We start from the raw sequence: 24,155 nt of genomic DNA on the forward strand, positions 1-24,155 counted from the left end.
CGCCAGGCGGTCTGGCTTGGGGCGAGGGCCTCTGTCATGTCAGCCCCCGGGCAGGCTTGCCCGGGGGTGACGGGCGCTCATCAACCGATGGGCTTCTCGCAGACGCAGGTGTTCTGGTTGCAGACCTCGTTCGGGCCGCAGCCACCGCACTGCGGCTTGCAGACGCAGGCGCACGCGTTGGCGTCCGCCTGGTAGTGCGCTCCGCAGTTCAGCGCGCCGGTGTCGCAGACACAGCCGCACGCGTTCGCGTCGAACTTGAAGCCCGCCGCGCACGAGGCCGTCTGCACGCAGGTGCACGCGCAGGTGGCCGAGTTGCACGTCTCGAAGGTGCCGCACGCGCCGCCGCAGTCCGGAGCGCAGCTGTACTTGCAGACGTCGCGGTCGGTGTTGCAGACCTGCCCCGGCGAGCCCGTGGTGCCGCAGTCCGCCGGGCACTCGCACTTGTCCGTGGCGCGGTTGCAGACGAGCGGCCCCTTGCAGAAGTCCGCCTGCGACGGGTCGTAGTAGCCCGTGTCCGACGAGCACGGCGGCGGGTTGCCGTCCGTCCCCGTGGTGCGGTCAACCCAGTAGCGGTACGACACGGCCGACTGCGTGGTGCCCGGGGTCTTCGGACGGCACGCGCCGTAGAAGGACACGGTGCCGTTGATGCCGTCCACGTCGAAGCCGTTCACGCGGCTGCGCGGGATGTCACCAATCGTCGGGCACGTGGTGGCGTTGGCCACCTCCGCCACCGCCACCTTCATGGAGGCGCCAATGGGCGGCTTCAGCGTCTTGTAGCCCACGGAGGCGATGACGCTGTCCACGATGGCGTTGATGGTGTTGGTGATGGACGTGGAGTCACGGATGCTGCCGTAGACGCCGCCCGTGTTCTGGATGACGTCCAGGTGGCGCGGGTTGGTGTTGTCCTCGGACGAGTCGCACTTCGCGCCATCCGGCGGGCAGATGATGCCGTGGAGCTGGATGGGACGGTTGAGCGGGTTCTTCGTCGCGCCCGCCGTGATGCCCGTGTTCAGGAAGAACTGCGTGTAGTCCTGAATCGTGCTGTTCAGCTTGTCGTCGGACTGGTCGCGCGTGTCGGTCAGCAGCACCACCGCCACCTGGGCGTTGGCGCGAATCTGCGTGTCCGCCGCGCCACCCGCCGTCGCCTTGTTGATGGCCGCGCGCGCGGACTCCAGGAGGCGCTCGCGGGCATCACCGCCGGTGCCCACCCAGCACTGCTTGTTGTCCACGCAGGTGGTTCCGGTGATCGGCGTGTACGTCGTCGGCGTCGTGGTGGACTTCACCGCGCACACCTGGTTGTTGCAGACCGCGTCCTTGGTCAGCCACCCCTTGAACTGCTGGATGTTGTTGGTGAAGGGCCGCAGCACGTCGGTGTTGTCCTTGCCCGCCGTGAGGTAGCTGGTCGTCACCATGCCCACGCGCCAGTCCAGCGTGGAGTTGCTCAGCTTGTTGGCCACGGCCGTGGCCGCGTCCGCCAGGTACGCCTGGGAGGCGGCCATGGAGCCGCTGTCGTCCACCACGAAGAGGAAGTCCACCACCGCCTGGTTGGCGGTGAAGACCTCGCACTGCACGGCGTCCGCGTCACCGAACTGCGCCAGCGCCGTGCCGCCCGCCGTGTCCGCCATGGAGAAGAGGCTGCCCGCGTCGTTGTACTTGGAGGCCGGGGTGATGGCGATGACGGTCAGCACGCTCTTGTCCGAGCGGTGGACGTACTGCGCCTGCACCTTGAACGGCCCCGCGATGCCCGCGGCGCCCGCCAGCGCGCCCGTGCTCGTGGGAACCAGGCCCCGCGCCAGCGTGTTGGTGAACGTCTTGAGGTCCGAGGTGTTGGCCTGCGTGTAGCGCGCGGCCAGCGCGTTGAAGCCGTCCCACGTCTTGAACGTCTGGGTGAACTCCGTCACCGCCGCGTTCAGCTCCGGCACGGCCGCGCGGATGCCCGTCTCGTCCGCCGCGGGCGTCGTGCTGCTGCCCACCTGGCCCCGCTTGTAGGCGATGAACGTCACCTGCTTGGTGTCATCCCAGCCGATGATGCCCACGGTGCGGTTGGCCGAGTCCTTCACGTCCACCATGTTGGCGGTCTTGAAGGTGTTGGGCAGCGCCAGGCGCACGTCCACGCCGCTGTCCTCCTTGAAGCTCACTGTGCGCAGGTTCTGCGTGCTGCACGCGCGGCCCGCTGGCGTGGAAGACGCGCCGTCCGCGGGGTTGCGCGGATCCAGCTCGCCCGGGTCCGCCTTGCCGTTCTGGTTGGAGTCCTCGGCGCCGTCCTGGATGCCGTCGTTGTCCGAGTCGTTGTCGAGCGGATCCGTCTTCGTGGTGGGGTCCGCGTCGCCCTTGTAGCCGCAGTTGGTGCGCGGGGCCGCGGACGTGGCCACGCCACGCTCCAGGCCGTCCGACAGGCCGTCGCCGTCCGTGTCGGGGTTGGTCGGGTCGGTCTCGCCCTGGTCCACCTTGCCGTTCGAGTTGGGGTCCTCGCCCAGGAAGCCGTTGCGGCCCGGGCCATCCTGCAGGCCGTCGCAGTCCGAGTCCGTCAGGCGCGGGTCGGTCTCGTTCGTGTCCACGCGACCGTTGTGGTTCTCGTCCTCGATGCCGTCCGACACGCCGTCGCCGTCCGTGTCGTTGTTCTTGGGGTCCGTGCCCGTGGCGGACTCGACGCTGTCCGGGATGCCATCAAAGTCCGAGTCAAGGACGGTGGCCGCGCAGTCGCCCGCGAGGCGCGGATCCGACTCGTTGGCGTCCTTCACGCCGTTGTGGTTCTTGTCCTCGTCGCCATCGCGGCAGGTGTCGCCGTCGGTGTCCGGCTTGAGCGGATCCGTCTTGGTGCGCAGCTCCACGTCATCCGCGAGGCCGTCATTGTCCGTGTCGCGCAGGCGCGGGTCGGTCTCGCCGGGGCTCACCGAGCCGTTCTTGTTGGCGTCCTCGACGCCGTCCGCCAGTCCGTCACCGTCCGAGTCCACCGCGTTGGGGTCCGTCTCGGTGGTGTCGCGCTTGCCGTTGCGGTTGGCGTCCTCGAGGCCATCCGGGAGTCCGTCACCGTCTGTGTCCACCTTCACCGGCGAGGTGCGCGTCGTGGGGTCCGCATCACCGCGGAAGACGCAGCTCGGGTCGGTGGAAACCGTCGTCGTGCGACCCAGCTCCACGCCATCGCGGATGCCGTCGCCGTCGGTGTCGCGCAGGCCTGGATCCGTCTTCAGGCCGTTCGCGTACACGGTCGAGAACTCTTCCTGGTCCGTCAGACCGTCACAGTCCGAGTCCAGGTTCGCGTTGTTCTTGTTTTCGACGTCCGTGGGGACCTTGCCCGGGTCCGGATCGGGGTCAACGATGACGCCGGCATCTTCGTCGACGTGCCCAGCGTCGATGCCCGCGTCGACGCCACCGTCAACGTCGGGGCCTGGAGGGGGATTGATGGGTGGGTCATCACCGCCGCACCCGGCCAGCAGCGCAGCTGCCAGCAAGGGGCCGGAGAGGAGTCGGATCCAATTGCGCATAGGTGTCATCGCTCCGGAGAAGGGGGGTTCGGAGGGCTGAATGATAGGCCGGCTGTGCTCGAAAACCGATGTAAGTCCCCCTTTTGGACGAGGGGTGCGTCGGTACCTGGAAGGTGGCGATCCAGCCCCGCCGATGGATTCCGATTGGGCTGTCTGGACGTCCGTTGGGAGGCCTCGGCTATCGTCATGGTCGTGCCTGTCTTCGGTCTCGCGGCGATCTGGAGTGGAGGAGCCTCACCGGGGGAAGCAGCCGCCGTCCTAGAGAGACTCGGACAGACGCTGCCAGCCACACAGGCCCTGCACCTGGTGCTCGCGCTGCACGAGGACTCCGCCGCGCTGGAGCTGAAGGTGGAAGTGCCAGGCTATCCGCGCGCCGCCGTGGAGCGGCTCGCCGAGGACATCCAGCGCAGCGGCGGCACCTTCATCGAGCTGTGGCGCCTGCCCAAGACCGAGCGCGATGCCCTGCGAGCACGAACCCTGAGTGGAGGCACGTCATACCTGGGGGATGAGCGCACGGGTGCGGCGAAGGCGCTCCTCCAACACCTGGAATCCCTGAAGGATCGCAAACCCCGCGCGCGCCCTCCAGCGCCCGAACCCGCGTCGCCGCCCTCCAGTCCTCCGCAGCGACGGGGCCGGCGGTTCGCGGTGAAGCTGGAGCTGGAGTTCCGCACGGAGCTGGATTTCGTGCGGGAGCACGCGCTGAACATCTCCAACGGCGGCCTGTTCGTGCGCACGGCCCACCGCCCTCCTCCGGACAGCATCGTCACCGTGGACGTGCGCCTGCCGGACGGCCAGCGATTGCAGGGCGAGGCGGTGGTGGCGCACGTGCTGGACGAGCCGTACTCGGGAGGCGTGGGGCTGACGTTCCTGAGTGACGACTCGAGCTTCTCGCGGACGCTCGACGACTACCTGGCGAGCCTGGCCCGAGGAAACCGGACGTGAACTCGGAGTCCTGGCCGCGCGTCTGCGGCCCCTTCGAGCTGCTGGAGCGGCTGGGCCAGGGCGGCAACGCCGAGGTGTTCCGCGCGCGGTTTCGCGAGGGGCCGCACCAGGGTCTGCACGTGGCGCTCAAGCGCGTGCGTCCCGAGCGGCTCAGGGACGCGGAGGCGCGCGAGCAGCTGCTGCACGAGGCCGAGCTGGCCCGCTGCCTGCGCCATCCGCACATCGTCGGCTTCGTGGCGTACGGCGAGCTGCCGGATGGGGGCTACCTGGCGCTGGAGCTGGTGGAGGGCACCGACCTGGGCAAGGTGCTGGCGCAGTGCAGGAGGCGCCGCATCGAGCTGCCCATCGACATCAGCGTGCTCATCGTCCGGCAGGTGCTGGAGGCGCTCGCGCATGCGCACGCGGCCACCAGCTCCACCGGGCGTCCGCTCGCGGTGGTGCACTGCGACGTGTCCCCGCACAACGTGCTGCTGTCCCGTGAGGGAGAGGTGAAGCTCGCCGACTTCGGCGTGGCGCGCTCGCGCGTGGCGACGGCGGCGATGGACTCGCGGCGCCTGGGGAAGCAGGCCTATCGCTCCCCGGAGCTGCTGGCGGGCGAGGTCTCCGTCGCGGTGGACCTCTGGGCGACGGCGGTGCTGCTCTACGAGCTGTTGTCCCTGGAGTCCCCCTTCCCCTCCGGCCCCGCCGACGAAGTGGACGCCTCCATTCGGGGTGGCCGCGTGACGCCCGTGCGCATGCGCGTGCCCGAGGTCTCCGACGCGCTGGCGCTGGTGCTGGACCGAGCGCTCGCGCCCAGCCCGGCGCAGCGCTTCGCCTCGGCGGAGCAGTTCGCGCGGGCCCTGGCGGCGCTCAGCGATGACCGGGTGGCCACGCCCCTGGCCGTGGCCGCCGTGGTGCGTGGCCTCATGGGCCCGGAGGCCGCGCGCGACTGAGGTGCGGCCCTCAAGCCACCTGGATGGCCGAGGGCACCATCCCCGGCTCGCCCTCCACCACCAGCCGGCTGCGGCCTCCGCCCTGCTTCACCACGCGCACCTGCACGCCGAGGCGCTCGGCCAGTCCGCTCACGTGCGAGATGATGCCCACCTGCCGCCCCGTGGCCTGGAGCGCGTCGAGCGTGGCGAGCGCCACCTCCAGCGTCTCTGGATCCAACGTACCGAAGCCCTCGTCGATGAAGAGCGTCTCCACCTGCGTCGTCTCCGACGAGAGCGAGGCCAGCCCCAGCGCGAGCGCCAGCGACACGAGGAAGCTCTCTCCACCGGAGAGGCTGGCGACGCTGCGCACCTCGTCGCCCATGTCCTGGTCCACCACCTGGAGGTCCAAGTCGTGCCCCGGCACGCGCATCAGCCGGTAGCGCCGCGCCAGCTCCGTCAGGTGTGCGTTGGCGTGCAGCAGGAGTGCATCCAGCGTCAGGCTCTGCGCGAAGATCTTGAACTTGCGGCCATCGTGCGAGCCGATGAGGTCGCTCAGCGCCTTCCAGACCTCGGCCTCGCTCCGGCGCTGCTCCAGCTCCCGCGCCTCCGCACCGTGGCGCTCGCGGGCCGCGTCGTCCTGCGTGAGTCGCGCGCGCAGGTCGGCCTCGGCGCGCCGTCTCGCCTCGGCATCCGCGCGCAGGCGCTCACAGGTGGCCGCCACGTCCGCCTCCGCCAACGCGGGAGCGCCCGAGGCCTCGTGCGCCATCCGCCGCGCCCCTCGCTCCTCCAGCACCGCGCGCGCCTGCCCCAGGGCCTCGCGCAGCGCCTGGAGCGCCCGACCCTCGGCCTCGCACCACGCCGCGTCTCGCGACAGCAGGGCACGGACGGCCTCCAGCGTGGTCCCCTGGCTCGCCAGCCGCGCCTCCAACTCGGCTCGGGCGGCATCGAGGGCCTTCGCGGCATCGGCCGTGGCTCGCACCGCGTCCTCCGCGCGAGCCTGGGCCACCGTCTCCGCGTGCCGCGCGGACTCGGCGGCATCGCGGGCCCGGTCGTGCGCCTGTTGGGCCGAGTCCAGCCGGGTTCGCAGCGCCGCGCGCACGGACTCTGTCGAGCGCCCGTGGAGCAGCGCCGCGCGTGATTGGGCCACCGCCGCGCGCTCCGCGGCCTTCGCCGCTGACACGCGGGCCTGAGCCTCGGCCTCGCCTCGCCGAGCCTCCACCCAAGCCTCAGCCTTGGCGTACTGCCGCTGCTCCGCGTCCAGCCGCTCCCGAGCCTGCTCCTGGGCCTCCACGCGCGAGCGCCACAGGTTCACCCGGTCGCCGCACTTGCGCCGGAAGGTAGCGGGGTCGGCGGCCAGCTTGTCCGCCCAGCCCGCGTCCGTGGGGAACAAGGGCGTCAGCTCCTGGACCCCCGCGCGCCGTGCCTCCACCGCGGCATCGACGAGTTGGAGCGCCTCCTGCAATGACTGCTCGGCGCGTGTCCGCAGCTCCTCTGCTTTGCGAAGGGCCTCCGCCGCGGCTTCGCGCCGGGTGCGCTGAGCCTCCAGCGCCTCGCGAGACTCGCGCGCGGCCCGAGCCCGGCTCTCAGCCGCTTCCTCTTCCGCCTTCGCCGCGGCGAGCCGCGCCCGCACGTCCTCGCTCGTGGAGACCAGCCACGCTCCCGCCTCGGGAGAAGCGCCGTCCTCCGGCACCTGGGCCGCACCCGGACCTCGGGCGTCGCTGGACGCCAGCGCCGCGTCCTTCGCATGGCGCAGACCGACTGTCGGCGCAGTGCCCGCACGGATGTCGAGGTAGTCCGCTCGAGTTCGCGCCCAGGCTTCGAGGTGCGCGGACTTTCGGGTCATCGCGATACGACGCCGCTCCTCCGCGTGCGACAAGCGAGTGGTCGCCGCCGCTCGACGCGCGCTCGCGTCCGCCTCCGCACGCTCCAGCCCCGCGCGTTCGGCCTCGAGCGTTTCCACGCGCGCCGCCGACTCCGCGACCAACCCCTCCAGCACCGCTCCCTCGCGGGCATAGGGATGCTCTGTCGCGCCACACAGCTCGCACGGCTCGCCGTCGCGCAGGGCCGCTCGGTGCGAGGCGAATCCCTGCGTGGCCTGTGCTCGCGAGAGCGCTCGCCGCGCCTCTCTCAGGGCCGCGTCCTGCGCCCCTCGCTGGGTCGACGCCTCGCGTGCCTCGGCGTCCGCTCGCGCCACGGCTTCGCTTGCGTCGTGGGTCTCCCGCTCCGCGTCGCGCGCGGCATCGCCCTCCTCTCGGGCCCCACGGTGCGCGGCCTCCAGTGCTCGCAGGGCCTCGCGCCGGGCCAGCAGCGCCTCGCGCAGGGCTCGCCGTGCCGCGCCCGTGTCCTCACCCATGGCCGCGTCGGCATGAGTGGCCGCGGCCTGCGCCATCTCCTCCGCGCGCACCGCGGCCTGGTGCTCCAGTTCGCGCTGCGCCACGGCCTCGCGCCGTCGGGTCGCCTCGGGCAGCAAGCGCTCCACTTCCCCGCGTGCCCGAGCTTCGTTCGTCGCCTCCGCCTCGTAGCGGTCCAGCTCGCGCTGCCACCGCGGCCACTCCGCCGCCAGCACCTCCCAGGCCGCGCGGTCGGTCAGCCACGTCCGCGCCGCCTCCATCGCCGTGCGCTCCGTCGCCACGCGACCTTGCACGGCCTCCAGCTCGCTGCGCGCCGCAGCCTCGGCCTCTCGCGTCGCCGCGGCCCGCTGAGCGGCCTCGTCCGCATCGCGCGCGGCCTGCGCGAGCCGCGCGTCCAGCCGCGTCGCCTCCTCCAGCTCCGGCCGCGCCGCCTCGTCCGCCGCCACCGCCTCCGCGCGCTCCGCCTCCGCCTGGGTCAGCACCCGCCGCCGCGCACCGGACTCCTCCCGGGCGACGTCCACCTCGCGCAAGCGTGCGGCCTCGCCGCTCCGTGCTTCATCGAGCCGGCGCTCCGCCGCGTCGCCCGCCGTCACCGCCGCGCGGAATGCCTCCGCCGCGCGCACGCGCTCCAGTGCCTCCACCCGAGGCGCCGCCGCGTCCAACGCCGTCGCCGCGCCCGCCTCGCGGGTCCGCGCCGTCTCCTCCGCGTGCACCAGCTCCGCGCGAGCCCCGTACCAGGTCGCTGCCCCCTCGGCTTCGCGCAGCCGCACCTCCGCACCGGCTCGCGCGACCTCCTCTTCACCCAACCTCGCGCGCGCCGCCTCGCGCTCCGCATCCGACAGCAGCGCGATGGCAGCCAGCCCCTGCGCGCGCTTCGCCAACAACTCCTGCTCCTGGCGGTTCTTCTCGTGCGCGGCCACCGAGACACGGCTGTACACCTCCGTGCCCGTCATCCGCTCCAGCAGCTCCGCACGCTCGGTGGCGTCCGCGCGAAGGAACGCCGCGAACTCTCCCTGGGCCAGCAGCGCCGAGCGACGGAACTGATCGAACGACAGCCCCAGCCGCTCTTGAATGGCCGTCAGCACCTCGCCCTTGGTGCGGCCGTGCTGCTGTCCGCCGGCAAGCTCCGTGAGGCTCATCTCCTGCGGCCGGAAGCGACCCTCGGCCTTGTTGCGCGCGCGCCACACGCTCCAGCGCGCCCGGTAGCGCTTGCCGTCGCGCCCCAGGAAGTCCACCTCCGCGAAGCCCTCGCCCGCCCCGCGCCGCAGCACACCGCGCACGTCGTACGCGAGCAGCCGCGCGTCGTCCTCCTCGTCCGCCCGCCCCACCGGCGCGCCGCCACGCCCAGCCAACCGGGGCGTGCGGTCGAACAGCGCCAGACACATGGCATCCAGCAGCGTGCTCTTGCCCGCACCGGTCGCGCCCGTGATGGCGAACAGGCCCAGTCGGTCGAGCGGCGGCGCATCCAGCGCCAGCTCGAACTCCCCGGCGAAGCTCGTCAGGTTGCGCCCGCGAATCGCCAGGATCTTCATGACGCGTCCTCCTGCACCTGCGTCAGCAGCGTGTGGAAGGACTCCAGGAGCCCGCGTGAGGGCGGCTCCGCGTAGTCACGCGCATGGCGCGCCCGGAACACATCCTCGGGGGTGCGCTCACGCAGGGACAACGTCGGCTGGGCATCCGCCAGCGCGCCGCCCGCGCCCGTGTACGCGGGCGTCAACTTCACCAGCCGCGCCGCACGGCCCTCCAACGCGTGCTCCACCTTGTGCCGCAGCGCGGGCTCCGGCCGAGGCAGGGCCACGCACACCTCCAGGTACGGCCGCGTCCACTCCGCCGTCCCCGGCACCCACTCGGGCAGGTCGGCCAGCGCCTTCAGCACCTCCTCCAGCGGCGCGGCGTCCCGAGCGGGCACGCGCACCATGGACGTGGTGCGCGGCACCGGAAGCGACCGCACCTCCCCGAGTGCCTCGCCCTCCAGCTCCACGCACAGCACCTGATGCCGATAGTGGGCCTCCGAGAGCGACAAGGGCAGCGGCGAGCCGCTGTAGCGGACCCCCTCGCGCGCGCCAACCCGCTGCGCTTTATGCAGGTGGCCCAGCGCCGCGTAGGCCACGTCCTCCGGGAAGAGGTCCACCGGCAACGCGTGCTGGTTGCCGCCCAATATCTTCCGCTCGCTCAGCACCGACAGCTCCGAGCCCGTCATGTAGCAATGGCCCATGGCCACCAGCGCCTGGCCAGGCTGGCGTCGGTGCCTCGCGGCCTCCAGCACCTCCGCGTAGATGGCGCGCACACCGGCCACCAACCGGTCGCCCTCGTCGGCGGACACGGGCGGCAGGTCCGACGGTCGCAGGTACGGCACCGCCGCCACCCACGCGCCCACGCGCCCACGCGCGTCGTGCAGCGGCACCAGCAATCGCTCCAGGTCCAGCGCGCCCTTCGCGCGAGGCAGCCCTCCCACCACGCGCACCCCCAACGCGGCGAACAGCGGATCCGGCGCATCCAGCCGCGCCGCCGAGTCGTGGTTCCCGCCCACCACCACCACGTCCAGCCGAGGCCGGCGACGCCGCGCCCGCGCCACGAACTGGTACCAGGCGGCCTGCGCCTCCGCGCCAGGATTGGCCGTGTCGAAGATGTCCCCGGCCACCAGGAGCGCATCCACGGACTCCGCCTCCAGCGTGTCCAGGAGCCAGTCGAGGAACGCGGCGTGCTCCGCCTCCCGAGAGACGTCGTACAGCGTGTGTCCCAGGTGCCAGTCCGACGTGTGCAGCAGGCGCATCCCGCGTTCATCCTCCCTCGGCCCAGGCACTGGCGCGGCCGGACAGCCTCGCCCGGGGACGCCTCCCGCACCAAGCGCCGGGCGCCCGCTCCCTTACTCTCCCCCTCTGACATCCGCCAAAAGCCTTGGAGTTTCCGCTCCTTGGACTCACACCCGGCGTAGCGGGTCCCGCTCCCTTGCCTCACGTGGCGAGGAGGCTGGCAAGCGGATGGCCTGACTTGCCAGAGTTCCAGCATGGACTTTAAAGACGTGCTGGGCCTGCTCGTCCTGGTACTGCTCGTAGCCTTCACGATGGCGCTCCAGGTGAGCCGCTACAAAGCGTGGTTCAGGTTCGCGAAGGCACACGACCTCACGTGCGCGCGGGACGAGCTGCTCGTGGAGGGTCAGCGCCGGGGCCACGCGGTGAAGCTCTTCACCGAGCAGCGCATCACGGATGCTCGGCGGAACCTCATCACGGTGCTGGAGCTTCACCTGGGCAACGATGCGCCCCAGGAGCTGGCGCTGCTTCCCCCGCTCATGGCCTGGAACCTCGACGCGCAGCCCCGCGTCATCGGTCCGCCCTACCCGCTCGAGCCGCTGCTGCCCCGGGTGGAGCCCCAGGCCCGGGACGTCCTCGACCTCCCGGACGTGAAGACGCCGCTCACGGCCGTGCTGAAGACGTGCCATGCCCTCGTCGTCCACCAAGGCGTGCTGCGCGTGGAGTGGTGGTTCGTGCACAGCAAGCCCGAGGTGATGCGCGAGGAAATCTCCCCCGCCTTCGAGCTGGCCCGCGCCCTGGAGGAAGCGGCGTGGGAGCAGCGCATGCTGCGACGGGGCTGAGGCACGCCCGCCTGGACGGTCGCCACGGTGGGCCCGGAAAAGAAAGTCGGGCCCGCCCCCGAGCGCGAGGGTGGTCCCCCGACCCGCCTCCAGTGCAGAATGCGCCGCCATGTCCCCGGCGGTCCCTCTTCCGTTCGTCCTCCTCGCCTCCGCCCTGTTGCTGACGGCGCTCGTGTTCCTGACGCTGTGGCAGCGCCAGCGCATGCGCCGTTCGGCGTGGGAGTCCTTCGCGAAGGCCCACGGCCTGAGCTGCGCCCCCACCCGCCTGGAGGTGCAGGGCCGCTACCAGGGCCGGCAGCTCCTGCTCGCCACCGCGCGGCGCATCCACGCGCGCAAGCGCAAGGACACCGTCACCGTGCTCCGGCTGGACCTGGAGGGCGCCCTCCCTCCGGAGCTGCTCCTGGAGCACGAGCATCCCGAGGACAAGGCCCCCGGCGTCCCCTCCAGCCGCGACGAAGTGCTCGGCGACACGGAACTCGACGCCACCTTCGTCGTGGAGAGCCTGGCCCCCGAGGCCCGCCCCATCCTCGCCGACACGCGCGTGCGCGAGCGGCTGCTCGGCCTGCGCGGATTCCGCCGCGCCAGCGTCAAGGGCGGCTGGCTCCAGGTGGAGCAGCGCGGCGTGCCCTCCAACCTGCAGGCCTTGGAGTCCCTGGTCCGTGGCCCGCATGAGTGGGTCCAGGCCGTGGTCGAGGCCGCCACCCACGCCGCCCAGGCCGTCCACGAGCTGGAGCCCGTGCGCGAGGAAGTGCGCGAGCACGCCTGAGCCCGCGGCGCGGACGCCCAACCCGGGCCGCCGCGTTGCGCTGCCGCCCGACACGGCCCGCGGCGCTCAGCGCAGCGTGTCGCTCGACTCGTCGGTGCGCGGAGTCTCCAAGGTGGGCTCCGGACGAAGCCCCGGGGCTGGAGTCCCCGCCGTCGCGGGCATGCGCCGAGGAGGCCGCCAGCTCAACAGCAGCCGCACGTACGGCGCGGGCCCCGTATGGAGCGTGCCCAGGTCCAGCCGCTTGCGGTCACGGTCCAGCAGCGCGAAGTCGTTCAGGAAGTCCAGGCCCACCGACGTGCCCAACCAGACGTTGCCCCCCAGCCGGACGTTGGCCGTGGGCGCGAAGCGCAGGGACGTCTCGCGCACGTAGACCGCGCCCATCCCCGCGGCCTGCTCCAGCTGCACATGGGACACCGACTGCTCGAAGGCGCCGGTGAGTCCCAGCTCCAGTCCCTCGCCCAGCGTCCGCATCAGCGTGAGGCGCGGCACGCCCAGCTCCACGAGGTACGGCCCCTTGCGGTAGGTGAAGCCCACCATGGGGAAGATGGGCGTCTGGTCAAAGGGCCACAGCGCCACCAGACCGAAGCTCAGCCGCATCCCCGGGTCGCCGCCAATCAGGTAGCTCGCCATGGCATAGCCGGCCCATGACGTGTCCAGGGCCGGGTCGAACGCGCTATGGAAATCCGTGCGCGTGCTGCCCGTGACGCCGCCCATCACCATCCAGCGCGGCGACAGCGGGCGAATCAGCGTGAGCCCCAGCTGGATGCGGTGGACGCTCCGCGAGTGCGTGTCCCCGCTGTCCACCTCCTGGCTCACGCCCAGCAGGTGCCCCTCGTAGCCCAGCGACGGCAGGAGGATGAGCTTCCCCAGGAAGGCCGCGGGCAGCGGCAAGCGCAGCTCGAGCTGGGGACGCTCATCGATTCGCCAGCCGCTCGAGCCAATCGACGTGCCTCGCGACACGGTGTAGCCCAGGTAGGCGCGGTCCTCGGAACTCTGCGCGCGCGACGCGCCCGCGAGCAGGAGCGCGACGCATGCGGCGAGGACGCGGACAGGAGCGAAGCCCCCCGCTCGCGCGGGGACGGCGAGACCGAGCCCGGACACGACCATGTTGCCCCACTCCTTCAAGCGAGTCCGCGAGTCTACCTCGGGCCGGGGTCATCCGTCCGCCGCCGGCGCGCGAGCAGCGACGACAGGGCCAGCCATGCGAGCGGCCCCACGGCGGTCGCACCGCAATCGCAGCCGCTGTCGTCCGGCGGCGGAGGCCCGGGGTCCGTCCCCGCGTCCGTGGCCAGGGAGCAGTCACCATCTCCCATGCACACCGTCACCTCGGCCGCGCCCGTCTGGCCCGACGTGTCCTCGACCTCGAAGCGCACGCGGTGCCCTCCCGGCGACAGGCCCGTGGTGTCCCAGCGGTTGTGCTCACCGCCGAAGTGGAAGTGATTGCCCGCGTTGCGGTCCGTGTATTCCAGCCGCCCGTCCACGTAGAAGCGCCCGCTGGGGCAGCCCACGTCGTCCACGCAGTCTCCAAAGAACTCGCCCATGGTGCCGGACACGCGCTCGCCCTCGGTGGGGCGGGTGAGCACCGCGCGCGGGGCCGCGTCCATCGCGACGGTCAGCGTGAAGTCCTGCCGCGCATCTGGCGCCACGCCGTTGGCCACCTTCACGGACACGTCCACCGTCCCCGCCGTCGTGGGCGTCCACGAAAGAACGCCCGTGGTCGCATCGAGCGTCATCCCCGGCACCGAGGACAGCAGCGAGTACTGAGGCGCGGGCCGCGCGCGCGCGTCCACGTCATAGACCAGCGGAGTGCCCACCACCGCGCGAGCGGGCGGCGTGGAGGTGATGACCGGCGCCAGGGGCTCGTCGTCCCGCTCCGTGGCGACGAGCGCGCGCGCATCCACGCCCGGGGCCGCCACGGTGAATGTGGCGACGCCGTCATCAGGGTCCGCGTCCTGCGCGGCCGTCACGGTGACGGTCTGAGGCACGCTCCAATTGGATGGAGTGAACGCCAACGGCGTGGAGTTCGCGACGGCGAGGTCCACGTCCCCAGCGGTCCGCGCGACGTTCACGCGGATGGTCGTCCCCGCCGCGGGCGCCTGCGACAGCGCGACGGTGAAGGTGGCCGAGCCGCCCTCCGGCACATCGAGCGCGGTGGTGGAGAGCACCAGCCGGGGACCGTTGTTGTCGATGCTGGTGGCCGTCACCACCTCGGGCGACAGGCCCGCGGCCGACACCGTGAACGAAGCCGCGTCCGCGTTCGTGTCCGCGTCCACCGCCGCCGCCAGCCGCACTTCCTGGGGCACGTTCCAATTGGCCGCGGTGAAGGTGAAGGACGTCGCGCCCACCACGCTCAAGTCCGAGTCCCCCGCCGTGCGCGCCACCGACACGGAGACGTCCGCGGTGGGCGCCTGCGCCAGTTGCACGGTGAAGGACGCCATGCCGCCCTCCACCACGCGAAGGTTCAGCCCGGACACCACCAGCTTCTGCCCCATCAACTTGGGCGCGATGCGATGCAGTGTCCCGCCCACGTAGCTCATGCCATACAGCGCGCCATCCGGCCCCACGCTCAGGTCCACGGAGCTGCTGAAGCCGGTGCCCCATCCATCCACCTGAGACACCGAGTTGTCGCCCGCCAGTTGCACGCGCGTGAGCTGTCCGGAGTTGTAGTCGCCGAAGAGGAAGTTGCCGCGGTAGTCCGCCGGGAAGAGCGTGGCGTCGTAGAAGGTGCCTCCGGTGATGGAGCCACCCAGGCTCTCCGTCGTCGCCGAGCCCCCGCCGCTCGTCGCGTTCGCGCCGGGCTGGAGGACCTCGAACGCGGTGTCGCTCACCAGGCGGGACACGTAGAACGTCCCGTTGAAGCTCGGGTCCGTCACCCCGTCGATGACGAGCTTCTCGCCCTTGCGGAACAGGTGCTTCGCGGTGGTGGTGAACGTGGCCACGCCCGAGGCTCGCGAGGCCCCGGTGGCCGTGAAGGTCCGCGTGTCCACGCCGTTGGTGCGGTACTTCACGACGGGCGTGATGTAGCCCGCGGGCTGATTGTTCTCGTAGTCGTTGTAGCCCGCGTGGTCTCCCCGGCGGACCACGAAGATCTGCTCGTAGCCGTCGCCCACGGTGTCGACCCACAGCAAGCCGGTGCTGGGCTGGAACGTGAACGTGAACGGATTGCGCAGGCCGCGCGCCCAGATGTACTCGTTGTTGGGCCCGACCCCGTCGAAGTAGGGGTTGTCGTTGACGGGCGTTCCATCCAGGTTGGCGCGCCCCACCTTCGCCGCCAGCGACGTCAGGTCCGCGTCCACGCCCGTGCCGTTGCCGTTGTCTCCAATGGACCAGTACAGCTTGCCGTCCGGCCCGAAGCCCAGGCCGCCGCCGTCATGGTTGACGCCTCGCGTGGGCAGCCCCACCACCACCTCGGTGCGCGCCGTGCCGATGGTGCCGGTGTCCGTGTAGCGGACGATGCGCTGCTCCGACGAGGTGACCGTCACGAAGAAGTACACGTATCGGTTCACGACGTAGTTCGGATCAAACGCCATGCCGATGAGACCACACTCGCTGTTCGTGAAGATGGGGGTCTCCGTGGCGAACAACTCCGACGCCGGCGCGCTGGGCTTGCCCGGCTGCGCGACGAAGGCGCCCTCCTCCAGCCTCACCACGCGCACCGTTCCGCCCTTCAACGTGATGAACAGGCGGCCCGAGCCATCCGGCGCCCACGCCATCCCCGTGGCGGGCCCCAAGTCCGGCGAGCTGTACACCGTGTCCGTGAAGCCGGTGGGCACCGTGGCCGCCCACGCGGAGGTTGTCAGCCACCAGACCCAGAGCCCTGACAGGAAGAGCGTGCGCATGCCCCCACGCTAGGGCGACTGTCCTTCGCCGCGCGAGGCCCGACCCCACACCTGTCGACTCGTGACACCTCGCGATACAGGCGGAACGGCATAGCCACATCGTCACCCGAATCCGTCGGCGCGGCGTCCCCACCCCGGATGCCGTCTTCGCGCGCCATGCCTATCTGGGCCGACAGGATGTCCACCCGTGGCGACATGCCCGCGCAGCCCGCCACCCCGCCTCGACGACGGCGACGCGCGGTCCGCGCGCTGGGATGGGGACTCGTGGCGCTGCTCGTGTTCGAGGGCGTGCTCAACCTCGCCCTCAACCTCGGCGTCATCCCCCGAGTCGTCCACCGAGCCACCGCTCGGACCCAACTGGGCTGGAGCCGCGCGTGGTGGCTCTGGCCCGCGCCGGTGCACGTCCAGGACTTCTTCCTGGAGCAGCACGACCACGACGCGCACTGGCGTGTGGACGTGGAGCGGAGCGAGGCGCGCCTGTCGCTCACCGCGTTCCTGCATCGCCGCGTGGACATCGGCTTTCTGCGCGGCTGGGGCGTGCGCGTGCATGTCCGGCCCATTCCCCCGGAGGAGCGCGCCGCGCCGGGCCCTCCGTCCGCGCATCCCTGGAGCGTGTCACTGCGCGGCCTGGAGATTCGCGACGGGCGCGAGGTGGCTTGGGGCAACGGCCGCTACCTCGGCCCGTGGGAGGCGGATGGCGCGGTGACCCTCGTCGGCGGGGAGCGCGTGTCCGTGAGCGCCTCGCGCATCGCGCTGTCTCACGGCGCCGTGGAGCTGGCCCAGCGCCGGGCCGCGAACATCGACTCGCTGCTCGCGGACCTCACGCTCGATGTCCCCAAGAAGGGCCCCGGCGCGGGCGACGCGCTGGGCGGGTTGAGCGGACACGCACGGCTGAAGGCGGAGCTGCTGCCACTCGACTGGCTGGGCCCCATGCTGGCCCATCACGAGAAGCTCGTCGTCGATGAGGGCGCGGGCCACGTGGAGGCGGACGTGCGTTGGACAAAGGGCCGCCTCGCGCCAGACAGCCGCCTGGAGGCGCGAGGCGAGCCGCTGACGCTGCGGCTCGGTCCCTTGCGCGTGCGCGCGCCGTGGCGCATGCGCGGCACCGTGACGACCCAGGGAGAGGGCACGCGAGAGTGGCTGCGGCTCGAGTTCGCGCCCGTGAACGTCGGAGGGCGCGTGGGGCAGTTGCTGGAGCTGCCCGAGGTGGCCATCACCTTCCAGGCCGAGCCGGGCCCGGGCGAGCGCCACCCCACCTATGAGCGCGACCTGACCGTCGCCCCCAGCCGCCCCATGGACCTGCGCACGCTCAACCCCTGGACCGGCCACACGTTCCGGGTGGACTCGGGAACGGCCGTCCTGGAGGCCCACGCGCAGCTCGACTCGGCGCAAGACACCGGGGACATGCACCTGTCGCTGGGCTCGGATTTGATCAACGCCCAGTCGGGCAGCGTGCGCATGTTGGGGCGCGCGCGCGCGAGCATCTCCTCACACCGGCTGGCGCTGCGTGAGCAAGAAGTCGGCTTGGACGGCACCACGCTCCAGTTGACGCAAGTCTCCGCGGACTTTCCGCACAAGCAGGTGCGCGGCTGGGAGGGCACGTTCTCCTTTCCTCACGCCCTGCTGGCGCTGTCTCCCCCCGCGCTGGACGCTCGCTTCACCGGCCAGTTCGCCAACGCGGATCCGTTCGTCGCGCTGCTGACGCGCAAGTTCGGCCTGCCGCACTTCCTGGCGCCCTTGCTGGACGCGCGCGACCTGCGCGTGTCGGGGCGCGTGCGCATGGGCGACTCGGGCATGCAGGTCCGCGAGCTCCACGCCGCCGGCTCGGGCCTGAAGCTGGAGGCGAGCCTGGACGTGCGCCGGGATGACACCCAGGCTCGCGTGCTGGCCACCGTGAAGGGCATCACCGGCTGCGTGGAGGTGACGCCGGAAGGGACGCACGTGCACCTCGGCGATGCCCGGCGCCGCTGCGAGCCGCTCGACGCGCGTCCTTGAACGTCGCGGCTCGCCCTCGGGACGGAGCCTCGCATCCACTGCGCTCCGGACACCCCGACGCGAGGGCGGGTGGTCTCGGCCTGCCGGCCCACCAGATTCCCCACGGCGGGACGCATCCGCGACGAGTGAGGACCGATGAGCCTGCATGCCCCCGAGCCCCGCGTGGCCCCCGCGGAGGATGAGCCCGCGCCACACGAAGCCCCCTTCGCGGACATGGTGTGGATTCCCGGACGGACGTTCTGGATGGGCTCGGACCAGCACTATCCCGAGGAGGCGCCCGCGCACCGCGTGACGACCTCGGGCTTCTGGATGGACCGCTTCACGGTGACGAACGCGGACTTCGCGCGCTTCGTGGAGGCCACGGGCTACGTCACGGTGGCCGAGCGCCCCTTGAACCCCGCGGACTATCCCGGCGCGGTGGCCGAGCTGCTCGTGCCGGGCTCGCTCGTGTTCCGCAAGACGAGCGGCCGCGTGGACCTGCGGGACTTGTCGCGCTGGTGGGCCTACGTGCCAGGCGCGAGCTGGAAACAGCCCGAGGGCCACGGCTCCTCGGTGAACACGCGCGAGCGACATCCCGTGGTGCACGTGGCCTACGAGGACGTGGAGGCCTATGCGCACTGGGCCGGCAAGTCACTGCCCACCGAGGCCGAGTGGGAGCTGGCAGCGCGCGGCGGTCTGGACCGTCAGGAGTTCTGCTGGGGCAACGAGTTCACCCCGGGCGGCCAACACCTGGCCAACACCTGGCAGGGCGAGTTCCCCTGGCAGGACCTCGCTGACGACGGCCATGAGGGCACCTGTCCCGTGGGCAGCTTTCCCGCCAATGGCCACGGCCTGCACGAGATGGCCGGCAATGTCTGGGAATGGACCTCGGACTGGTATCGCGCGCGCCACGCCGAGGGCCACCGAGGCAAGGCATGCTGCATCCCCGTCAACCCGCGCGGCCCGTCCACGCCAGATGGCAGCTTCGATGCGCATCTGCCCGCCGTGCGCATCCCGCGCCGCGTGCTCAAGGGTGGCAGCTTCTTGTGCGCGCCCAACTACTGCCGCCGCTATCGCCCGGCCGCGCGCTCGCCGCAGCCCGTGGACAGCGGCGCGAGTCACATCGGGTTTCGCTGCATCGTGCGCCCGACGCGCGACTGAGCCCTACGGGTCCGGCTCCACGGCGCGAACCGGGGGCCGCGCGAGCAGCGCCGCGAAGACGAGCCCCATGACGATCTGCAGCGCCACCAGCAACACATTGAAGAGGCGTGCGTCCGAGTTGGCCCCCACGCCCAGCAACGCCAGGATGGCCTGCGTCCCCATGAAGCCGGGGGCAATCTGCAGCAACCCCGGCATGATGACGGTGTTGGGCATGAAGCCGGACCGCCGGCCAAACCAGAGCCCCGCCACGCCGAGCACGAACGCGGACACGAGCGGGCTGCCTCGGTCCCCCAGCACGGCCTTGGTCAGCTCCTGCGTCCCGTAGGCCAGCAGCACGGCCGCGACGATGGGCACCACGTCCCGAGCGCGCGCGGACATGCACACCGCCAGCGCCAGCCCCCCCACCGCCACGATGGCGAGCGAGAGTGGATGCGGCAGGGCATGCGCGGAGGAGTACAGCGGCAAGGGCGCGACCAGGCTCCACGCCGTGCCCGCGGCCGCGATGCCCACGCCCATCATCACGAAGCGCAGCAAGCCATAGAGCAGGCGCGGCGTGCCGGCCTCGACCGACTCCGTCACCAACTCCAGCGAGCCGAGCGTCACCACCATCGCGGGCACCAGCAGCGTGATGCCGCCGAACAGGGCCCGGGCCGCATCGAAGGGCGGCAGCACGCACGCCAGGCCCAAAGCCACCAGCGTGCCCAGGAACGCGCCGAGGAAGCTCTTCTGGAGGTCCAGTTGCTGCGAGCGCAATGTGCCGAAGTGGATGGCGCCCGCGAGCACGCCCACCACGAAGGCCACGGCCAGCTCCAGCCACGAGCCCCCCACGCGCACGGCGACGGCCGCGCCATAGACACCGTAAGCCAGGTAGACGAGCCACGCGGGGTGGACGGGCGGCGAGGCCATGATGCGGTCCAGGTCCGTGCGTGCCTCGGGGACGCGCTTGCGCCCCGCGGCGATGTCGTCGCACAGCCCGAGCACCGCGGAGGCGCGCGTCAGGTTCCAGTGCGGATTGAAGGGCAGGCGATCCAACTCCACCACGCGTCGTCCCAGCCCCGACATCACCTCGAGGATCGCGACGCTCTGGAGCGAGAACAGCTCGACCTGGAGCCCCCACGCGCGCGCGACCTGCTTCACCCGCCCCTCCACCAAGGACGCCGCCTGGTAGGACACGTGGAGGGCCCGCACCAGGTCGCACAGGAAGGAGACGGTCGCCTCGTCATCGGACGGGCCCAAGGACTCCCGCGTGTCCGCCATGGTCGACTCTCTCGTGCATGACCACGCTTCGTCGCGCGGTGGACCGCGACACCTTGCGGTCTGAAACGAGACCTTGGCGACGAACGCGGCGAGGAGACAGTCGCCCTCCAGTGCGGTGCGACGTCCGCGCGCGGGCGTCCTCGGGCTCAGATGCCCACGGGCCGAGGACCGTGTGAGCCCGGAGGCGTGCGCCGCTGGTCTCCCGCGCCGGACTGGAGGCGACGCTTGTTCCAGACTTTGTAAGGCACCAGCGCGAGCGAACGGATGATGAGGTAGATGCCGATGACCCCCAGCAGCCGCTGCATGGGGTACGTGGTGCCCGCCGCGCACAGGGCGAGCGCCGGGTTGCCGAACACCGCCGAGATGGCGACTGTCACCCGGTCCGGATCCCGAGGCCCGCCCAGGAAGTGCCCCAGGAACGCCGAGCCCAGGGTCACGAACAGCATGGCGACCACACCCCAGACCTGCAGACGCTTGAGCATCGGGATGCCGGCGAGGATGAGCAGCACGGCGGCGGCGAACAGCGTGATTTTGAAGAACACCGCCACGGGCTTGCGCAGCCACTGCGCGAACTCGGGCTCCCAGTGCTGGAGCGCCAACCCCACACCGAACCCCACCAGGAAGGGCAGCAGCGCCTTCGCGAAGAGCACGCGGAACGGCGGCGCCTCGATGGAACCGGGGAACAGCTGACCGAGCAGCGACAACGAGAGGGGCAGCAGCACGATGGCCGCCAGCGACAGCGTGATGGACAACGCCAGCCCCAAGGGCAGGTTGCCCTTCTGTCGCGCGATGGATGGCAGTGCCATGGGGAGCCCCGGACAGAACGCCATCAGCGCGATGACGCCTCCGGCCAACGGATGCAGCGGCAACACCCGCGTGACGAGCAGGGCCCACAGCGGCACCAGCACCAGGCAGACGAGCATCCCTCTCACGTAGACGGGCTGTCGTATCCCCTGCCCCAGCTCACTCAGCCGCCACGCCAGCCCCTGTCCCAGCCCCATGGCCACGATGAAGCCCGGCATCAGGAGCAGTCCCACCCAGTGAGCCAGCTCCATCACGGCGCCCCCCCGAAGACGGTCTTCCAATCCGAGCGCATGCTCACCACCGTCCACCCACCCGCTCGCGCGGCCCGCAGCGAGGCCCCGTCCTTCTCCGCGTAGGCGAACTCGCGCTGGGCATCATCGTGGTTGATGAGGAGCTGGAACACGGGCCCCGAGCCCTGCTGCGTCGAGCGCAACATCGCGATGTCTCCGCCGTTGCGGACGTTGCCCGCCACGAAGACGGGCTGCTTGCCAATGTGCAGGTCATTGCCCACCGGCTTGCCTTCCTTGTCGTTCACGTGGTCCACGCGCGGCTCGCGCCACAGCACCTCGTGGCCATCGCGCCGCTCGTACTTCTCCACCACGCTGCTGCCGATGACCTGCTGCGGTGGAATCCCATACATCTGCTCGGCGAACGCGCGGACGAAGTCGATGCCGCCCCCCGTGCTGATCCACGTCTGGAACCCATGGGCGCGCAGGAACGTCAGCAGCTCCCGCATGGGCTGGTAGCCCAGCTGCGTGTACGGCACGCCCAGCTTGGGATGGCGCGCGGTGCGCAAGAAGCCTCGCACCTCGTCCATGAACTGCGCCTGCGTGAGGTTCGAGTGGGTGGCCGCGAGCAGCTCCATCAACTCCGCTTCACTGGCCTCCATGAGCGTGGCGACGTCGCCTTCGAGCACCGCCTTGTAGGGCTGCTGGTTGCGCAGCGCGGGGTCCTTCTCCACCGCCTCACGCACCCGCGCCACGAGGAAGGCGCCCTGCACGAGGGGCTTCTCCTGCCAGAGCGTTCCGTCGTTGTCGAAGACCGCGATGCGGTCCGCCACCGGCACGAAGTCCGGGCCGCCCTCCTTCGTCACGCGCGCCACGAAGTCGAGGATGGATTGCTTCGCCGGCCCGTCGTTCCACGAGGGCAACGGGTCCGCCCGCGCGAGCACCGCGAGAGGCCCCCCTGCCACCAGCATGACCGCGAGCACCTTCGCGTGACGAATCCATCCCTGCCGGAGCCCGACCATCGCTGCCTCCGCCGCCCGCCTGGCCTGGATGCAGCGCGCCCCGAGCGGCTGTCCCTCAATCTGGTCGCGAAGAGGGGCGCGTCAACGCTCGCGAACAGTGGCCTGCCCCGTTGGACGCCCGCGCCGCGCCGCCGTCCGCTCGGGAGCAAGCCTGACCCGGACGAGCACGCGGCAGCCCGCCCGCCTCCTCACGGACACTAAGAGAGGCGGGCTAGGGACCGCGGTCGCTAATACCCAGGCGGGTACGGCGGCGGGCGCGTGGGCCCGATGGGACCGGTGGGGACCTCGCGCTTGCGGACGCGGGGCACCGGATCAATGGCGGGCTGCGAGGCCGTGAGCCGGCCCACGGTGAGCTGTCCCTGGAAGCCCTCCGACGTGGGCTTCTCATACAGCTTCAGGTAGGGCTGAGACAGCGGCCCCGACTGGGTGCGCGGCGTGGGCGTGGCTCCCACGACGCCACACTGCAGCTTGCTGTTCCGGTCCAGGTCACAGCCCCAGCGCCGTCCCGCCGCGAAGCCCACTTCCAAGACGAGCAGCGACTTCACCTGACGGAGGTACTGCGCCATGGGCGTGAAGTCCTGGTCCCAAGGAACGCCCGTCACCGTGCGCACGTGCGTGTTGCCCGCGAGCACCACCTGCATCTCGTCCGGCCGCGCCGCGTGGCGCTTCAACCAGACCTCCGCCAGCGCCGCGTCTCGCTCGCCCCCGTTCAGCAGGTCCGTGTCATACGCCACCACCGAGACCTTCAACCCCTGCGCGCGCATGGCCCGCACCTGGTCGATGAGGTCGAAGATGGCTCGGCTGCTTCGGCCATCCTGATACGGCCGACGCCAGAAGCGCCCATCCAACAGCGCGTCCTGGTCCAACGGCGCGCCGGGGCTGCCCAGGTACGCGTCGATGCGCTGCTGCTCCGTCGACGGAATCGACAGCCCCAGCGCCACCGGGATGCTGCGCTCGGCGGACTGCCGGACCAGGACGCCCACCGCCGCGGGCACCTGCGCCGAGCCGAGCTGCTCGCCAATGAGCAGCATCCGCCCCGCGTGGATGACCGCCTCCAGGCCATACACGCGCGACTCCATTTCGGGCGAGAACCCCGAAGGCGCGTCCGGCACCTGGTCCCTCCAGCGCGTGAGATAGAACTCCGGCGTCCGCACGGGCACGGGCACCTGCTCGTTCACGTTGCCGCTGAGCGTCTCAATCGAGGGCGTGGACTCCAGGCGCAGCGCGAGCGCGCGCTCCAGCTCCATGTCCCGCAGCCCGTACTGGGCCCCATCCAGTCCGGTGAAGTGCTCGGTCATGTCGTAGTTGCCATCGCTGGTCCGGAGCCGGAAGAGGTTCGCCACGGCGATGTTGAGCGTGTTCGACGCGGGCCGCAGTGACGTCCCATCCTCCGCCTGGTCGCGGAGCGCGTCCTTGTCCACCTGCCCGCGAATCTCCGCGTCATTGCCCACCACATTGACGCTCATGCGGAAGATGCGAACCACCGACTCGCGCGAGGACACCGCCAGCCCCGTCACCAGGTAGCGGGTGAACGTGCCGTCGCCCGTGTTCCAGTTCATCGGGCCGCGCCAGGTGGTGAAGAACTGGCTGGGGTCCACCGCGCCCCGCTCGTCGTCAATCTTGAAGCCCCGCTCCACCAACAGCCGGCGCGTCTCGTCGAGCGCGACTTCCACGGGCTTCGCGAAGACATGTTCGTACTGCGGAAACTCCGGGTGCGCCGGGCCGTGCAGACAACCCGTGAGCCCCAATGCCAGACAGAGTCCGAGAACCCACCGTGCCAAATTCATGATGCAACTGGGTAACACAAGTCACCGGGCATTTCCC

The 24,155-nt window shown here is 71.3% G+C and carries 15 protein-coding genes; 6 read left to right on the top strand and 9 right to left on the bottom strand.

All coding sequences use genetic code 11. The annotated features are described in order from the left end of the window. Positions 1-80: 80 nt before the first annotated feature. Positions 81-3,485, bottom strand: coding sequence for a VWA domain-containing protein (locus tag JGU66_11615; GenBank protein MBJ6761414.1), 3,405 nt, complete (start codon positions 3,483-3,485; stop codon positions 81-83). Positions 3,486-3,677: 192 nt separating this feature from the next. Here JGU66_11615 and JGU66_11620 point away from each other — a divergent pair, with 192 nt between their 5' ends. Together JGU66_11620 and JGU66_11625 are read left to right on the top strand one after the other, a co-directional pair. Next, entirely contained in the window at positions 3,678-4,427 is a 750-nt protein-coding gene (locus tag JGU66_11620; protein MBJ6761415.1) for a TIGR02266 family protein, read from the top strand. Next, positions 4,424-5,359: a serine/threonine protein kinase gene (locus tag JGU66_11625; protein MBJ6761416.1), complete on the top strand. Its 936-nt coding sequence runs from the start codon at positions 4,424-4,426 to the stop codon at positions 5,357-5,359. Before JGU66_11620 ends, JGU66_11625 begins: the two co-directional genes overlap by 4 nt. Positions 5,360-5,369: 10 nt before the next feature. Here JGU66_11625 and JGU66_11630 read toward each other — a convergent pair whose 3' ends face one another. Together JGU66_11630 and JGU66_11635 are read right to left on the bottom strand one after the other, a co-directional pair. After that, positions 5,370-9,221: an AAA family ATPase gene (locus tag JGU66_11630; GenBank protein ID MBJ6761417.1), complete on the bottom strand. Its 3,852-nt coding sequence runs from the start codon at positions 9,219-9,221 to the stop codon at positions 5,370-5,372. Then, positions 9,218-10,462, bottom strand: coding sequence for an exonuclease SbcCD subunit D C-terminal domain-containing protein (locus tag JGU66_11635; protein MBJ6761418.1), 1,245 nt, complete (start codon positions 10,460-10,462; stop codon positions 9,218-9,220). Before JGU66_11635 ends, JGU66_11630 begins: the two co-directional genes overlap by 4 nt. A gap of 234 nt (positions 10,463-10,696) precedes the next feature. Here JGU66_11635 and JGU66_11640 point away from each other — a divergent pair, with 234 nt between their 5' ends. Further along, positions 10,697-11,281, top strand: a complete 585-nt coding sequence (locus JGU66_11640) for a hypothetical protein (protein ID MBJ6761419.1) — start codon at positions 10,697-10,699, stop codon at positions 11,279-11,281. Positions 11,282-11,390: 109 nt separating this feature from the next. Then, positions 11,391-12,047: a hypothetical protein gene (locus JGU66_11645; protein ID MBJ6761420.1), complete on the top strand. Its 657-nt coding sequence runs from the start codon at positions 11,391-11,393 to the stop codon at positions 12,045-12,047. A 66-nt stretch (positions 12,048-12,113) separates the two neighbouring features. Here the strand turns inward: JGU66_11645 and JGU66_11650 are convergent, their stop codons facing one another. Both JGU66_11650 and JGU66_11655 read right to left on the bottom strand, forming a co-directional pair. Next, positions 12,114-13,154 (bottom strand): hypothetical protein, encoded by a 1,041-nt coding sequence (locus tag JGU66_11650; protein ID MBJ6761421.1) that lies wholly within the window; start codon positions 13,152-13,154, stop codon positions 12,114-12,116. Positions 13,155-13,186: 32 nt separating this feature from the next. After that, positions 13,187-15,886, bottom strand: coding sequence for a PQQ-dependent sugar dehydrogenase (locus JGU66_11655; protein MBJ6761422.1), 2,700 nt, complete (start codon positions 15,884-15,886; stop codon positions 13,187-13,189). A gap of 177 nt (positions 15,887-16,063) precedes the next feature. On the opposite strand from JGU66_11655, the gene JGU66_11660 reads away from it, so the two are divergent. Further along, a complete protein-coding gene (locus tag JGU66_11660) occupies positions 16,064-17,881 on the top strand; it encodes a hypothetical protein (protein MBJ6761423.1) in 1,818 nt (605 codons plus the stop codon). 135 nt (positions 17,882-18,016) lie between these two features. Beyond that, entirely contained in the window at positions 18,017-19,021 is a 1,005-nt protein-coding gene (locus JGU66_11665) for a formylglycine-generating enzyme family protein (GenBank protein ID MBJ6761424.1), read from the top strand. 3 nt (positions 19,022-19,024) lie between these two features. On the opposite strand, the gene JGU66_11670 is transcribed toward JGU66_11665, so the two are convergent. From JGU66_11670 to JGU66_11685, 4 genes are all read right to left on the bottom strand, one after another. Then, positions 19,025-20,278 carry a threonine/serine exporter family protein gene (locus tag JGU66_11670; protein MBJ6761425.1) on the bottom strand — a complete coding sequence of 418 codons (1,254 nt, stop codon included), beginning with the start codon at positions 20,276-20,278 and terminating at the stop codon, positions 19,025-19,027. Between the two features lie 146 nt (positions 20,279-20,424). Beyond that, complete coding sequence (locus tag JGU66_11675; GenBank protein MBJ6761426.1) at positions 20,425-21,336, bottom strand: symporter; 912 nt, start codon at positions 21,334-21,336, stop codon at positions 20,425-20,427. Next, positions 21,333-22,331 (bottom strand): haloacid dehalogenase-like hydrolase, encoded by a 999-nt coding sequence (locus JGU66_11680; GenBank protein ID MBJ6761427.1) that lies wholly within the window; start codon positions 22,329-22,331, stop codon positions 21,333-21,335. Before JGU66_11680 ends, JGU66_11675 begins: the two co-directional genes overlap by 4 nt. A gap of 227 nt (positions 22,332-22,558) precedes the next feature. Next, positions 22,559-24,118: a hypothetical protein gene (locus tag JGU66_11685; GenBank protein MBJ6761428.1), complete on the bottom strand. Its 1,560-nt coding sequence runs from the start codon at positions 24,116-24,118 to the stop codon at positions 22,559-22,561. Between the last annotated feature and the right edge of the window lie 37 nt (positions 24,119-24,155).

It is taken from the genome of Myxococcaceae bacterium JPH2, from assembly GCA_016458225.1.
GTDB lineage: Bacteria > Myxococcota > Myxococcia > Myxococcales > Myxococcaceae > Citreicoccus.

Excerpts from the sequence above, each read along its gene's own strand:
- JGU66_11685 (MBJ6761428.1), bottom strand. The coding sequence starts at position 24,118 with ATGAATTTGGCACGGTGGGTTCTCGGACTCTGTCTGGCATTGGGGCTC.
- JGU66_11670 (MBJ6761425.1), bottom strand. The coding sequence starts at position 20,278 with ATGGCGGACACGCGGGAGTCCTTGGGCCCGTCCGATGACGAGGCGACC.
- JGU66_11650 (MBJ6761421.1), bottom strand. The coding sequence starts at position 13,154 with ATGGTCGTGTCCGGGCTCGGTCTCGCCGTCCCCGCGCGAGCGGGGGGC.
- JGU66_11635 (MBJ6761418.1), bottom strand. The coding sequence starts at position 10,462 with ATGCGCCTGCTGCACACGTCGGACTGGCACCTGGGACACACGCTGTAC.
- JGU66_11655 (MBJ6761422.1), bottom strand. The coding sequence starts at position 15,886 with ATGCGCACGCTCTTCCTGTCAGGGCTCTGGGTCTGGTGGCTGACAACC.
- JGU66_11640 (MBJ6761419.1), top strand. The coding sequence starts at position 10,697 with ATGGACTTTAAAGACGTGCTGGGCCTGCTCGTCCTGGTACTGCTCGTA.
- JGU66_11645 (MBJ6761420.1), top strand. The coding sequence starts at position 11,391 with ATGTCCCCGGCGGTCCCTCTTCCGTTCGTCCTCCTCGCCTCCGCCCTG.
- JGU66_11665 (MBJ6761424.1), top strand. The coding sequence starts at position 18,017 with ATGAGCCTGCATGCCCCCGAGCCCCGCGTGGCCCCCGCGGAGGATGAG.
- JGU66_11660 (MBJ6761423.1), top strand. The coding sequence starts at position 16,064 with ATGTCCACCCGTGGCGACATGCCCGCGCAGCCCGCCACCCCGCCTCGA.
- JGU66_11630 (MBJ6761417.1), bottom strand. The coding sequence starts at position 9,221 with ATGAAGATCCTGGCGATTCGCGGGCGCAACCTGACGAGCTTCGCCGGG.
- JGU66_11615 (MBJ6761414.1), bottom strand. The coding sequence starts at position 3,485 with ATGCGCAATTGGATCCGACTCCTCTCCGGCCCCTTGCTGGCAGCTGCG.
- JGU66_11680 (MBJ6761427.1), bottom strand. The coding sequence starts at position 22,331 with ATGGTCGGGCTCCGGCAGGGATGGATTCGTCACGCGAAGGTGCTCGCG.